Below are 14,640 nucleotides of genomic sequence, written 5' to 3' on the forward strand. Positions count from 1 at the left end.
TATTATTCATATTTTTTTCACAACTAATAGGTATAATTTTTATATATTGGAGGTTGAGATGATGACGACTATAAGACAATCTATTGTAGCAGCAAAATATCATAAAAAATTAACAATCATTTATACACTTTTTTTTGCTCTACTTCTCTTTGCTTTTACACTCTTATCCCAACTTGTTTTAACCCAAAGTATTGCTTTAAGGTATATACTTGGTAAATGGGACCAAATTAAAAATGCGCTACCTCAAGTAGAAAGCACTCTAAATGAACAATTGGTTGATAGTAATGACTTTGTTATGACTCTTTATCAAAAGTTATTTGTTTTACTTATTATCGGCTCTATTATGATATTCTTTTTATTAAGTACTTATGCAGCCCATGTTAGAAAAGAAGAAATTAACTCAATGTACTATATTGGCATTACAAAAGGACAAATACTAAAACACTTACTACTTGAATTATTGATACCAGTTGTTGTAGGTTTTTCTTCAATTTTATTACTTTTAGTACTATTTCACAGTCAATTTGTATCAGAGAGTATTACTATAAATCGTAAATTTGTTGATAAATATTTTGACCAACCAACTCTTGTTTTTACTCAAACAGAAGAATTATCTGATTTAACTAATCATAAAAAAGGCAAAGCGTTATCAGAATCAAAACCAAATAATGCAATTTTACCTTATAATAGAATTTCTTTATTTGAAGTTAACTCTGCTGAAACTTCTTTTAGACAAACATTTTCAGATTTTCTACTCAACATGCTCATACTTAGCCTGAGTGCTATTATCGGAGCTTTAATAGGATTTTATAGTCATGTAACGCTATTATCTTATAGGAGGAATTTACCGGCATGATGCACTTTAAAAAAAATAAAAACTCTGCTATTTCAGATTTAATTACTGACAAACTGACAATTGTTTTAGAACAAGATGTAAAAGATAAAAGAAAAGATATTTTATCTTTTTTTGATAGTGTTGATACAGCTAATTTTTATGCTATTATGGGACGTAAAAATAGTATGCTCCCTTTCTTAACAGTTGAAGATAATATCTTACTGGGTATGTCAAAAAAACAACAAAAAGAATTTTTACTTGAATTAGATGATGCTATTCTGACATTTAGACTAGATCCAAAGTGTTTAAAACAAATATCAAGCAGTCTATCCGATTATGATCAAATGATTTTTCAAATCATACGGGCTTTAATTCTTAAGCAAAATATCATTATTTTTGATACTTATAATAGTAAAAATGACACAAGCGTTTTCTTGCTAAATTTAATGCCTATTTTGAAATCATATACTAAATTAAATCAAGCAACCGCTCTTATAGTGACACCTAATGTTGATTTAGCAAAATCTAATTACTATGATCAATGTGTTTTATTAGATCATTTATATCATTTAAATTAAAAAGATGTGATTTAAAGTTTTTAACTTTTATCACATCTTTTTTTCTTTATTTTGAATTAACTGAAATTCGTTTTTGAATATGATTACCATTTAAAGCTTCATCAACCATCGCAATGGCATAGTCAGCATAACTAATTTGACTGACACCTGACTGATTCAACGTGAACTCTTCTCCGCCTAACAAATATTCTCCAGTTCTAACTCCCTCAGCTTGAAAATCAGCAGCTGGGCTAACGTAAGTCCATAATACATCCTTTCTTTTTCTAATGTCATCTAGTCCTTGTTTCATGTTTGAAGCTAATGGTTTAAACATGTCTGGGAATCCTTCCGTATCCATTAACTGTTTATCATGATCAGAGTCCATATATAAACTTCCTGCTCCACCTACTACTAACAAACGAGTTTTTTCACCTGATAGTTTATCCGCTAAATGTTGTAATGTTGTTACATGTTGAGATAGTTTATCTTCTTCCCAGACACCAAAAGCATCAATAACAACATCAAAACCGTTTAAGTCTTCTTTCGTTAAATCAAAAATATCTTTTTGAATAACTTTTTCAGCCTTTGTTTTATTCGTTTGTCTTACAACCGCTGTTGTGTCAATTTTTCTGTTGATTAATTCATCCACAATTAATTGACCTGATTTACCATTTGCTCCAATAACCGCTATTTTCATGACGTGTTTCCTCCACTATTCTTTTCTTTAATTGAATTTATTTTGTTTCTTGGTATAATTATATTAGCTACACACAAAAAAACAAGTACGTTCTTTTTTAATAGTAACTATCTAAAAAGATAGTATTGAGGATGATAAGGAAAATGACAGTAGAAACAACTGATTTATTTGGTGTTTGTCCCTATTTCACCACACAAAAAATTCTTGCAGGTAAATGGGCTATTCTAATTTTACACCACTTAGATGGACAAACTCTTCGTTTTAAAGAATTAGAAAGAAGACTTTCTCCAATTACACAAGCCACACTTACAAAGCAATTAAGAAGTCTTGAAGAGAATAATCTAATTAATCGAAAAGTATATAATCAAGTACCTCCAAAAGTTGAATATTCTTTAAGTGAGCTAGGGGAATCTTTTAAACCTGTGCTAGATAGCATCGAGATATGGGGAGAAAAATATATTGAAACGTTAGATACTAAAAAGGATTAAGAGCAATGAGTGCTCCTAATCCTTTTTTCTCTTTATTAACGACTTAAAACAGTCACACACTCGATGTGAGATGTTTGTGGGAACATATCAACTGGTTGAACGTAATCTGGTTGATAGCCTAAATCACTGTATAATTTCAAATCTCTTGCAAAAGTAGCAGGATCACATGAAATATAAATAATTTTTTCAGCTTCCATCTTGACACTTGCTTCAATAAAGCTCTCAGATAAACCTTTTCTCGGTGGATCAACAATAATAACATTTGGTTTAATTTCTTCGTCTAACCATTTGTTAAAAATAACTTCAGCTTTTCCTACCTCAAAATCGACATTTTCAATATTGTTGATTTCAGCATTTTTCTTCGCATCATTGATAGCATCTTCGACAACTTCAACGCCGTAAACCTTTTTCACTTGTTTCGCTAAAGATAAACCAATTGTTCCGATACCACAGTAAGCATCAATTACGATATCTGTTGCTTTCAAATCAGCACGATCAATTGCTTCTTGATATAACTTTTCAGCTTGTACAGTATTAACTTGATAGAAAGATTTAGCCGAAATTTGATAAGTATTACCTAATAAGTCATCTTCAATAAATTCATTTCCATAAAGTCTTACAAATTCTTTTCCTAAAATAACATTATTATTTTCTGTATGAATACTTTGAATAATTGATGTGACGTTAGGCAGAACTTCAACAATCGCTTTACAGATTTCACCAATCTTAAAGACTTTTTTCTTTTTAGTCACAAGTACAATCATTAACTGATTTGAATAATGTCCTTTTCTGATCACGACATTTTTTAAGTTACCAGATTGATTAGCTTCATCATAAGGTTTAACATTGAAACGTTCTAAAATTGGTTTAATCGCAATTAATGCTTCGTCAATTTCAGGTTCTTGAATGTAAAAATCTTCTATTGGAACTAAGTCATGACTATTTCTTCTAAAGAAACCAAATTCAAGGCGATCATTGATTTTTCTAACTGGGATTTGGGCTTTATTACGATACTTAGATGGATTCTCCATTCCTTTAGTTTCTTTAACTTCTAAGGCTTCAAATCCACCAATACGATTAACAACTTTTGCCACTTGATCATGTTTAAAAGCTAATTGAGCTTCATAAGTCATGTGATGTAAAGGTGCAATACCTGTTCTTATCCAATCTGATTCAACATCATCCACTCGATTTTCACTTTTAGTTTTCCATTGTAGTACTTTACCGTAAGCAAATTTTTTCGTTGTTTTTAAAACTCTCACTTCAACCTCTTCACCTGGAATAGCATTTTCAATAAAAATTGGATAATAATCTACTTTCCCAACACCACGTCCATCATGAGTTAAGTCTTCAATAACTACCCATACTTTATCATTCTTTACTACTGGTAAATCTCTTTTATTCTTTGTCATATAGTCCGTCCTTTATTATTAATCGTTCCCAGATACTTGACCGTCACCATCAATGTCTTCGTTTGTTAATTGCTCTACTTCTTTCACAAATTGATCTGTTGCTTCTTCCATGTCCCCTGAAACAGCTGAATCAGGAATATCATCTAGATTAGCAAAAATTTCAATATGTTGTTTTAGATTTTCGAATGTCATTGGAGCATCTCCGCCGTATTCACCATCTAAATTGATCATCATTCTAAAATCTTTATCTTTTGGTTCCGCATAAAGTTTTGATGTTTTTGTATAGATTAAACGGTTATCATTGATATGTTTTCCACCATTAATCATCATAGCAACTAAATGCATAATTTCAATTACATTCGCTGTTTTAACAATTATTAATGAAAACTTACCATCATCTAATTGAGCATCAGGTGCAATTTGTTCGAATCCACCAATCGAATTAGTTAAACCTAAGAAAAACATAGATGCTTTTCCTTCATAAACCCCGTCATCATACTCTAATTTCATATCAATTGGTTTTACTCGTGGCAACATTTCAGCGCCCTTAACTAAATAAGCTAAGTAACCAAACACACTTTTTAACTGAGAAGGGACTTCGTAAGTTAATTCTGTTAAGTATCCTCCTGCTCCAATATTCATAAAATAAGTATCGTTTGCTTTTCCAATATCTGATTTAATCGTTTGATTTTTAAGGATTACTTCTGCTGCACTCACTACATTATCTCTTGGGATATGGAGTGCTCTTGCAAAATCATTGGTTGTTCCTCCAGGAATGATAGCTAATTTTGGACGGTTTTCAAGTGGAGCGATACCATTAATAACCTCATTAATGGTACCGTCTCCTCCTGCTGCCACAATTAAATCAAAATCAGCTAAACCACAGCGTTCTGCTTCTTTTTTTGCTGAAAAAGGTTCTGGTGTTGTTGCATAAGCACTGGACTCATAGCCAGCTTGCTCCATCACATTCAAAATGTCTGCCAAATTTTTTTTAAGTAATTCTTTACCCGATGTTGGATTATAAATTAGTCGTGCCTTCATGGCCTTCTCCTTATCTAGAAGGATTATCGTTTTGATAATTCTTCGTTCAATAGTTTATTAACAACCCCTGGGTTTGCCTTACCTTTTGTCGCTTTCATAATTTGACCAACTAAGAAACCAACGGCTCTTCCTTTACCATTTTTAAAGTCTTCAATAGATTGCTCATTGTTATCAAGAATTTCGTTAATAACTGGTAATAGTTGTGCTGGATCTGATAATTGAACCAAACCTTTTGCTTCAACCACTTCTTTTGCATCTCCACCGTTTTCAATTAACTCTTTAAACACTTTTTTAGCAATCTTAGAACTGATTGTTCCATCTGCAATTAAATTAATCATACCTGCTAAGTTGTTTGGTGTTAATTTAGTTTCTAATAACTCCATTTTTTCACTGTTTAAATAAGCTGAAACTTCACCCATTAACCAGTTTGAAGCTTGTTTAGCATCAGCGCCTTCTTCTAGGGTTGCATTGAAGAAGTCTGACATATCTCTTGATAAAGTAAGTACCATCGCATCATATTCAGGTAAACCTAACTCTTCAACGTAACGCACACGACGAGCTGCTGGTAATTCAGGAATACTTTGACGTACCTCTTCTACCCACTCATCTGAAATTTCTAAATGAGGCACATCTGGTTCTGGGAAGTAACGGTAATCACTCATGCCTTCTTTAACACGCATTAGAATAGTTGATTTTGTTGTTTCATCATATCTTCTTGTTTCTTGTAAGATTTCGCCACCTGAAAGTAAAACTTTAGCTTGACGTTTTTCTTCATGGATTAGACCCATTTTTACGTTACTTAATGAGTTTAAGTTTTTAAGTTCTGCTTTTGTCCCAAATTCTTCTTGGCCATATGGGCGAAGTGAAATGTTAGCGTCACAACGCATTGAACCTTCTTCCATTTTCACATCACTAACACCTGAGAATTGAATAATTGAACGAATCGCCTCTAAATAAGCATAAGCTTCTTCAGGTGAGCGCATATCAGCTTCTGATACAATTTCGATTAAAGGTGTTCCTTGACGGTTTAAATCCACATAAGAATAGCCATCTGTTCCATGGATATTTTTACCTGCATCCTCTTCTAAATGGACACGTTCAATACCGATTTTTTTCTTTTTACCTTCAACTTCTATTTCAATCCAACCATCATGTCCAATTGGCTCATCTCCTTGAGAGATTTGATAAGCTTTTGGATTATCAGGATAGAAATAGTTCTTACGATCAAAATGAGTTGATTGAGAAATAGTACAATTTAAAGCTAACGCTGCTCTCATCCCATATTCTAAAGCTCTTTTATTCATAACAGGTAAAACACCTGGCATACTAAAATCGACAACGTTTGTATTCGTATTAGGATCTGCACCAAAGTGAGCTGCAGAAGATGAGAAGATCTTAGAGTCAGTTTTTAACTCTACGTGAACCTCTAATCCGATAACTGTTTCAAAATTCATTAAGCATTACCTCCTAAAATAACTGGTTTCATTTTATGAAACTCTGTTGCACTCTCAAAAGCATGTGCTGCTTGATACATTTTTTCTTCTTCAAAATAGTTACCAATTAATTGTAGCCCAATTGGCATTCCTTCTGAAAAACCACATGGTAAACTCATTCCTGGAAGACCAGCTAAGTTAACAGGAATTGTTAAAACATCTCTCATGTATGCTGTAACTGGGTTGTCTTGGTCTGTTCCAAAATCATGAGCGATTGTTGGAGAAACAGGTCCTAAGATTAAATCATATTCAGAGAATACTTTTTTGAAATCTTCAATAATCAACGTCCTAACTTGTCCAGCTTTTTTAAAGTGGGCATCATAGAAACCTGAACTTAATGAGAATGTTCCTAACATGATACGACGTTTAACTTCGTCACCAAATCCTTCTGAACGAGATTTAACATAAACATCTTCTAAGTTTGTAATATCTTCTGAACGATAGCCATAACGAATACCATCAAAACGTTGTAAGTTTGATGATGCTTCTGATGAGGCAATAATATAGTAAACTTGTACGCCATATTTTGAATGAGGCAAACTAACTTCTTCTACAGTAGCGCCTAACTTACGGAATGTCTCAATAGATTCTTCAATAGAAGCGCGAACTGCTGGGTCTACTCCTTCACCCATAAATTCTTTTGGTACACCAATTTTCATGCCTTTAATATCTTTTCCAATTAAAGAAGTAAAGTCAGGTACGTCTCTTTTAGCACTTGTACTATCATGAACATCATGACCACTAAGAGCACCTAAAACCATTGCATTATCTTCTACTGTTCGAGTCATTGGACCAATTTGATCAAGACTTGAAGCAAAAGCAATTAAACCATAACGAGAAATACGGCCATAAGTTGGTTTTAGTCCAACAATCCCGTTGTATGATGCTGGTTGGCGAATACTTCCACCTGTATCACTACCTAAAGAGACTGGAATTTGACCAGCTGCAACACTGGCTGCTGAACCACCTGAAGAACCTCCAGGAACTTTTTTGTCACTCCATGCATTTTTAGTTTTCTTGAAATAAGATGTTTCAGTTGATGAACCCATTGCAAATTCATCCATGTTTAATTTACCAACTGGAATCATGCCAGCATCATAAACCTTTGTCATAACTGTTGCATCATATGGTGGGTTAAAGTTGTATAACATTTTACTAGCAGCTGTTGTTAGTAAATCTTTCGTTACGATATTATCTTTAATACCAATTGGCACACCAGCTAATGGTTTATCACTATTTGGACCTTTTTCATCTAATTCTTTAGCAATTTCTAAAGATTTTTCTTCATTTAATGTAATGAAAGCATCAATTTGGCTTTCAGTATCTTTAATTCTATTGAATGAGTCTTTAACAACTTCTTCTACAGAAACTTCTTTCCCTTGAATTTTTGTTGATAATTCTTTCAGGCTTAATTCATATAATTCAGTCATTATGCTCCTGCCTCCCCATTATCCATAATCGCAGGAACTTTAATAAAGCCATCTTTAGATTCTGGAACATTTTTCATTAATTCATCTCTTGTTTCACCTTGAATTACAACGTCTTCACGTAAAACAGTGATTTCAGCTGCTACGCTAGATGTAAAAGCAACACCTGTTGTATCAACATTTTCCAATTCTTCTACCATCTCAATAATATTTCCCATTTGTTTAGTGAACATTTCTAATTCACTATCATCAAATGACAATTTTGAAAGGTTTGCAACGCGGTTTACTTCTTCTTTAGATATCGCCATATTATATTTCGCTCCTTAATTTCCAATAATCATATCTCTTACATTATACTATTCTATTCAACTTTTGTACTATTTTCAATGGCTGATACCATTTGTTCTTCATTCCATACAGCAACTTCTAATTTTAACGCTTTTTCTAACTTACTTCCAGCCTCTTCACCTGCTACAACAATGTCTGTTTTTTTAGAAACACTTCCTGTCACTTTTCCACCTAAAGCTTCAATTCTTTCTTTTGCTTCATTTCGGTTAAAGTGAGTTAGTTTTCCAGTTAAAACCACTGTCTTATCTTTAAATGGCGAATCAATTGCTGATAAGTCTTCTGACGTTTTACCTAGATAAGTTAAGTTTAAATTGGCACGTTTTAATTCTGCGATTAATTCATGAACTTCATCATTAGCAAAATACTTCTCAATACTATCAGCAATAACAGGGCCAATCGTATCAATACTACTAATTTCTTCTTTTTCAGCTGTTATGATGTGATCTAACTCTTTGAATTTTTCCGCAATCAATTTAGCTGCCTTAGCACCAACGTGATGAATGCCTAAACCAAATAATAATTTTTCCAATGAATTATCTTTGCTATTTTGAATAGCCGTTAAGATATTATTAGCTGATTTTTCTTTAATTTTATCAAGAGTCAGTAATTCTTCCTCTGTAACAAAATACAAGTCAGCAACGTTTTTAATAATTCCTTTGTCATACATCTGCTCTAGCACGCGAGGGCCTAATCCATCAATATTCATCGCATTTCTGGAAACAAAGTGATTAAGACCTTCTTTAATTAAGGCAGGGCACATCGGATTCATACATCTTAAAGCAACTTCAGATTCAATTCTCTCAAGCTCAGAGCCACATGTTGGACAATGAGTTGGAAAGACGTAAGGAACACTATCTGCGCCTCTTTTATCCACTAAAACTCTGGTTACCTCTGGAATGATATCTCCTGCTTTATGAATCATCACAGAATCTAGTAAACGAATATCTTTTTCTTCAATTAAATCTACATTATGAAGACTTGCTCTTGAAACAGTTGTCCCAGCCAATCTAACTGGATCCATCACTGCAGTTGGTGTAACAACACCTGTTCTACCAACTGTCCATTCAATATCTCGAATAATCGTTTCAGCTTCTTCTGCCGGAAACTTATAAGCAATTGCCCATCTAGGAGCTTTTACAGTGAAACCAATCTCTTGTTGTGCTGAAAAGTCGTTTACTTTAATCACAATACCATCAATTTCATAATCTAACTCAGTTCTTTTATCTAGGAATGTTTCAATGTATTCCCAAACTTCTTCAATAGAATCGCATAATTTGCGTTCAGTGTTAGTTTTAAGTCCTAATTCATCTAATACATTAAGAGAATCGCTTTGCGTGTTAGCAGCAAAATTATCCGTGTCAGCAATTGTATAAATAAACGTACTTAAGTTTCTCTTTGCCGTAATTTTTGAGTCTAACTGGCGTAAGCTTCCTGCGGCTGCATTTCTTGGGTTAGCAAAAATATTTTCACCACTTGCTTCACGAGATTCATTTAGTTGAATGAATGATTTTTTAGGCATGTAACATTCACCACGAACATCTATTGTTAAAGGTTCTGATAATTTCAATGGAATTGATTGAACAGTTTTTAAATTTTTAGTAATATCCTCGCCAATTGTCCCATCTCCTCTAGTTGCTCCCTGAACAAATAACCCATCTTCATATCGCAAATTAATGGCTAATCCGTCAATTTTTAATTCAACCATGTATTCAATTGGAATACTTGTTAATTTTTTAATTCGTTTATCAAACTCTAACAAATCGCCTTTATTAAAAGCGTTATTTAAACTCATCATTGGAATAGCATGTTCAACTTTATTAAATCCTTTTAAGATTTCTCCACCAATTCGTTGTGTAATAGAATCAGACGTTACTAACTCTGGAAAAGCTGATTCTAACTCAACTAATTGATGGTACACTTTATCATATTCTGAATCTTCTACACTTGGCATATCTTTTACATAATAACTATGTGCCCACTGAGTCAACGTTTCATTCAAAGCTGCTATTTCTATCTTTGCTTGATTTTTATCCAATTCCTATCACTTCCTTAATCAACTTTTGTAATTGGAGCAAATGCTGCTAAAAGCCTTTTAATGCCTTGGCCTTCAAAAGCAATATCTAATTCTAAATCTTTGTTGTTTCCTGAAACTTTAACAACTGTTCCAACACCCCATTTTTTATGAGAGGCTTTATCTCCAGCTTTCCAAGCACTTGTTTCGCCACCTGTTTGAACTTTACTTGAAACGACTTTTGTTTCAGGTTGAATATAACTTGATCTTCGATTAGGTCTTTCTCCAATTGGTGTTTGTCGAACTACTTTATTCTCCTGACCAAAACTTTCAATGACATTATCATCAATCTCCCCTAAGAAACGAGAAGGTCGATTGTATTGAGTACGACCATATAGTGTTCGACTAAAAGCATTGGTTAAAAATAGTTTTTGTTCTGCACGTGTAATTCCCACGTAAGCTAATCGACGTTCTTCTTCTAACTCATCATTTTCAAGAAGTGCTCTTGATAATGGAAATACACCTTCTTCCATTCCCATTAAGAACACATAAGGAAATTCCAATCCTTTAGCCGCATGAAGTGTCATAAAAGTTACTTGTGTTTGTTCTTCTTCTAAGCCGTCAATATCAGATACTAAAGCTAAATCATTTAAGAATAAGGTTAATTTATTTGGACCTTCTTCTTCTGATTCTGATTCATCATTGTCATATTCTCCAGCTTCAAAACGTTTGTCGAACTCTTGAGTTACAGATAAAAACTCTTCTAAGTTTTCTAGTCTTGAATGAGCTTCTAGCGTGTTCTGGCGTTTAAGGTCATCGCGATAATCACTTTTTTCTAATACTTGCTCAACCAATTCAGTGACACTTAAGAACGGAATCATTTGCTTGAAGTCTTGCATCATGGCACCAAAACCAGCTAACTCATTACGTGCTTTTCCAGTAATATTAGTTAAATCAACATCAACTGCTGCTTGAAGCAATGACCACACATGAATATCAGCGAAATCACGTAATTTCTGAACAGTACCAGGTCCGATACCGCGTTTTGGAACGTTCACAATTCGTTCAAAACTTAAAGAATCCATTTCATTTGAAATCACATTTAAATAAGCTAAAATATCACGAATTTCTTTACGGTCGTAGAATTTATGTCCACCGACCATTTTATAAGGAATATTAGACTTCAAGAAGGTCTCTTCAATCACACGACTCATCGCGTTAGTACGATATAAGACACAAAAATCACCGTATTTTTTTCCTTCTTCAGCGACTATTTTTTGGATATTAGAAACAATAAATTGGGTTTCATCTCGCTCGTTTTCACCACGGAAATAAACAATTTTGTCCCCTTCATGATTATCCGTCCAAAGATTTTTTTTCTTACGATTATCGTTTTGTTCAATCACACTGTTAGCTGCTTGTAAAATATTTTTAGTAGAACGATAGTTTTGCTCTAACAAAATCGTTTTAGCACTTGGATAATCCTTTTCAAAATCTAAAATATTTTGCATGTCAGCTCCACGCCAACCATAAATACTTTGATCAGCATCCCCAACGACACATAGATTTTCAAAGCGTTTAGCTAACATATTAACTAAAGTGTATTGAGCATGGTTTGTATCTTGATACTCATCAACATGAATATATTGAAATTTATTTTGATAATAGCTTAAAATATCTGGACTTGTTTTTAGTAAACGAATCGTTAGCATAATTAAGTCGTCAAAATCCATTGATTGATTTTGTCTTAACTCTTTTTGATAGCGTTTATAACAAGTTGCTACTACCTTTTCAAAGAAGCCTGTATATCTTTCTTCGTAAAGTTCTGGTGTTAACAACTCATTTTTTGCATTACTAATAGCACTAATCATACTTCTTGGATCATATTTTTTTGAATCAATATTTTCTTCTTTTAAAATACGTTTCATTAAAGTTAGTTGGTCGCTACTATCTAAAATCGTAAAGTTTCTATTATAACCAATAACATCAACATCACGGCGTAGCATTCTAACACACATCGAGTGAAAGGTTGATACCCAAACATCTTCTCCACTAGGACCTAAGATATTTACCACACGGTCCTTCATCTCACGAGCTGCTTTATTTGTAAAAGTAATGGCAAGAATGTTCCACGGATTTACATCTTTTTCATTGATGATATAAGCAATACGATGGGTCAAAACACGTGTTTTTCCACTACCTGCTCCAGCCATAAGTAAAAGCGGTCCCTGGGTATGCATTACCGCTTCTTTTTGTTTTTCATTTAAGCCTTGGATTAGACTATCTCTATTACTCATTATGTACGAACACCCTTTCTTATCAAATCTTTTCCATTATAGCAAAATTTCTGATAAATTTCTTTTAAAATGAGAAGAAATTCGAGATTTGATGGAATCCTTTTGTATTATTTAAAGTAGATTCAAAACATCAAAAAAGAGATTGGAATTTTCACTCCAACCTCTAACATTGATTTTTAGTTATCTGCTGTTTTTTTACGTTTAGCTGCTTTTTCACGTTCAGCTTTATTTAAAATTTGTTTTCTTAAACGGATACTTTCTGGTGTTACTTCACAATACTCGTCATCATTTAAGAATTGTAATGATTCTTCTAATGAAAGAATTTTTGGTTTTTTGATAACTGAAGTTTGGTCTTTATTAGCAGAACGAACGTTAGTCATTTGTTTTGCTTTAGTGATGTTAACACCTAAGTCATTTTCACGACTATTTTGTCCAACAATCATTCCTTCATAAACTTCAGTACCTGGTTCAACATAAACAGTTCCACGTTCTTCAATACTCATGATACTGTATGTTGTTGCTTTACCTTGGTCAATTGACACAAGAGCTCCATTACGACGACCACTAACTAAACCAGAAATAACTGGTAAGTAAGAATCGAATGTATGGTTCATAATACCATAGCCACGTGTTAATGACATGAATTCAGTTGAGTAACCAATTAATCCTCTAGCAGGTGCTAAGAAAATCAAACGAACTTGGCCGTTACCTGAGTTGATCATATCTTGCATTTCAGCTTTACGTTGACCTAATGATTCAATAACGCCACCCATATATTCTTCAGGAGTGTCGATTTGAACTTTTTCAAATGGCTCACATAAAACGCCATCTACTTCACGGTAGATAACTGTTGGACGTGATACTTGAAGTTCAAAACCTTCACGACGCATGTTTTCAATTAAAATAGATAAATGTAATTCCCCACGTCCTGAAACTGTCCATCTATCAGGAGAGCCAGCTTCTTCAACTTTAAGAGATACATCTGTTTGTAATTGGTTTAATAAACGTTCTTCAATTTTTCTAGCTGTTACAAACTTACCTTCGCGACCTGCAAATGGTGAGTTGTTAACTAAGAAAGTCATTTGAAGAGTTGGCTCATCAATATGTAAGATTGGTAAAGCATCTTGATGATCAACAGGTGTAACTGTTTCCCCAACGAAGATATCTTCCATACCAGAAACAGCAATTAAATCTCCGGCTTTAGCTTCTTGGATTTCAACTCGGTCTAAACCGAAGAAACCTAATAATTTAGTGACTCTAAATTTCTTCACTTCTCCATCAAGTTTCATTAAAGCAACTTGATCCCCTACTTTAATTGTTCCACGGAAGACACGACCAATTCCGATACGTCCAACGTAATCACTATAATCTAATAGGGATACTTGGAATTGTAATGGTTCTTCACTATTATCTACAGGAGCTGGGATGTGTTCTAAGATAGCATCATACACATAATCCATTGTGTTTTCTTGATCACTTGGATCATCTGATAAACTAGTTGTTCCATTAACTGCTGAAGCATAGACAACTGGGAATTCCAATTGGTCATCATCTGCACCTAATTCAATCAATAATTCTAATACTTCATCCACTACTTCAGCTGGACGAGCAGTTGCTTTATCGATTTTGTTAACAACTACGATTGGTGTTAATTTTTGTTCTAAGGCTTTCTTCAACACGAAACGTGTTTGAGGCATTGTACCTTCATAGGCATCAACTACCAAGATAACCCCATCAACCATTTTCATGATACGCTCAACTTCTCCACCAAAGTCCGCATGTCCTGGTGTATCCAAGATGTTGATGTGCTTATCTTTATAGTTGATAGCTGTATTTTTAGCTAAAATTGTAATACCACGTTCTTTTTCAATATCACCTGAATCCATGGCTCTTTCTTGAACCTGTGTATGGCTATCAAATGTATTTGATTGTTTTAACAACTCGTCAACTAGGGTTGTTTTACCGTGGTCAACGTGGGCAATAATTGCCACATTACGAATATCTTCTCTTAATTTCACTATTATAGACTCTCCT

At 33.6% G+C, this 14,640-nt stretch carries 12 protein-coding genes; 3 read left to right on the forward strand and 9 right to left on the reverse strand.

From position 1 onward, the window contains the following. The first annotated feature begins 61 nt into the window (after positions 1 to 61). Positions 62 to 856 (forward strand): FtsX-like permease family protein, encoded by a 795-nt coding sequence (locus H9L18_RS08855; protein WP_185847519.1) that lies wholly within the window; start codon positions 62 to 64, stop codon positions 854 to 856. Then, positions 853 to 1,413, forward strand: coding sequence for a hypothetical protein (locus H9L18_RS08860; protein ID WP_126795533.1), 561 nt, complete (start codon positions 853 to 855; stop codon positions 1,411 to 1,413). Before H9L18_RS08855 ends, H9L18_RS08860 begins: the two co-directional genes overlap by 4 nt. A 46-nt stretch (positions 1,414 to 1,459) precedes the next feature. On the opposite strand, the gene H9L18_RS08865 is transcribed toward H9L18_RS08860, so the two are convergent. Continuing rightward, positions 1,460 to 2,089, reverse strand: coding sequence for an NAD(P)-dependent oxidoreductase (locus tag H9L18_RS08865; protein ID WP_126795531.1), 630 nt, complete (start codon positions 2,087 to 2,089; stop codon positions 1,460 to 1,462). Positions 2,090 to 2,232: 143 nt separating this feature from the next. Here H9L18_RS08865 and H9L18_RS08870 point away from each other — a divergent pair, with 143 nt between their 5' ends. Then, positions 2,233 to 2,577, forward strand: coding sequence for a winged helix-turn-helix transcriptional regulator (locus H9L18_RS08870; protein ID WP_126795529.1), 345 nt, complete (start codon positions 2,233 to 2,235; stop codon positions 2,575 to 2,577). A gap of 35 nt (positions 2,578 to 2,612) precedes the next feature. Here the strand turns inward: H9L18_RS08870 and rlmD are convergent, their stop codons facing one another. The 8 genes from rlmD to typA form a co-directional block, all read right to left on the reverse strand. Next, on the reverse strand, positions 2,613 to 3,989 hold the full coding sequence (rlmD, locus tag H9L18_RS08875) for a 23S rRNA (uracil(1939)-C(5))-methyltransferase RlmD (protein ID WP_126795527.1): 1,377 nt from the start codon (positions 3,987 to 3,989) through the stop codon (positions 2,613 to 2,615). An 18-nt stretch (positions 3,990 to 4,007) separates the two neighbouring features. Beyond that, positions 4,008 to 5,030 (reverse strand): diacylglycerol kinase, encoded by a 1,023-nt coding sequence (locus H9L18_RS08880; RefSeq protein WP_126795525.1) that lies wholly within the window; start codon positions 5,028 to 5,030, stop codon positions 4,008 to 4,010. A 23-nt stretch (positions 5,031 to 5,053) separates the two neighbouring features. Then, the gene (gene gatB / locus H9L18_RS08885) at positions 5,054 to 6,484 is read right to left on the reverse strand and encodes an Asp-tRNA(Asn)/Glu-tRNA(Gln) amidotransferase subunit GatB (RefSeq protein ID WP_126795523.1); all 1,431 of its coding nucleotides are present in this window, start codon (positions 6,482 to 6,484) and stop codon (positions 5,054 to 5,056) included. Further along, a complete protein-coding gene (gene gatA, locus H9L18_RS08890) occupies positions 6,484 to 7,953 on the reverse strand; it encodes an Asp-tRNA(Asn)/Glu-tRNA(Gln) amidotransferase subunit GatA (protein ID WP_126795521.1) in 1,470 nt (489 codons plus the stop codon). Before gatA ends, gatB begins: the two co-directional genes overlap by 1 nt. Then, positions 7,953 to 8,258: an Asp-tRNA(Asn)/Glu-tRNA(Gln) amidotransferase subunit GatC gene (gene gatC / locus H9L18_RS08895; protein WP_126795519.1), complete on the reverse strand. Its 306-nt coding sequence runs from the start codon at positions 8,256 to 8,258 to the stop codon at positions 7,953 to 7,955. The genes gatA and gatC overlap by 1 nt, the downstream gene beginning before the upstream one ends. Positions 8,259 to 8,311: 53 nt before the next feature. Beyond that, positions 8,312 to 10,333, reverse strand: a complete 2,022-nt coding sequence (ligA, locus tag H9L18_RS08900; protein ID WP_126795517.1) for an NAD-dependent DNA ligase LigA — start codon at positions 10,331 to 10,333, stop codon at positions 8,312 to 8,314. Positions 10,334 to 10,347: 14 nt separating this feature from the next. Beyond that, positions 10,348 to 12,606: a DNA helicase PcrA gene (gene pcrA / locus H9L18_RS08905; protein WP_126795515.1), complete on the reverse strand. Its 2,259-nt coding sequence runs from the start codon at positions 12,604 to 12,606 to the stop codon at positions 10,348 to 10,350. Between the two features lie 176 nt (positions 12,607 to 12,782). Beyond that, on the reverse strand, positions 12,783 to 14,624 hold the full coding sequence (gene typA / locus H9L18_RS08910; protein WP_126795513.1) for a translational GTPase TypA: 1,842 nt from the start codon (positions 14,622 to 14,624) through the stop codon (positions 12,783 to 12,785). Between the last annotated feature and the right edge of the window lie 16 nt (positions 14,625 to 14,640).

Source organism: Vagococcus carniphilus, from assembly GCF_014397115.1.
Lineage (GTDB): Bacteria > Bacillota > Bacilli > Lactobacillales > Vagococcaceae > Vagococcus > Vagococcus carniphilus.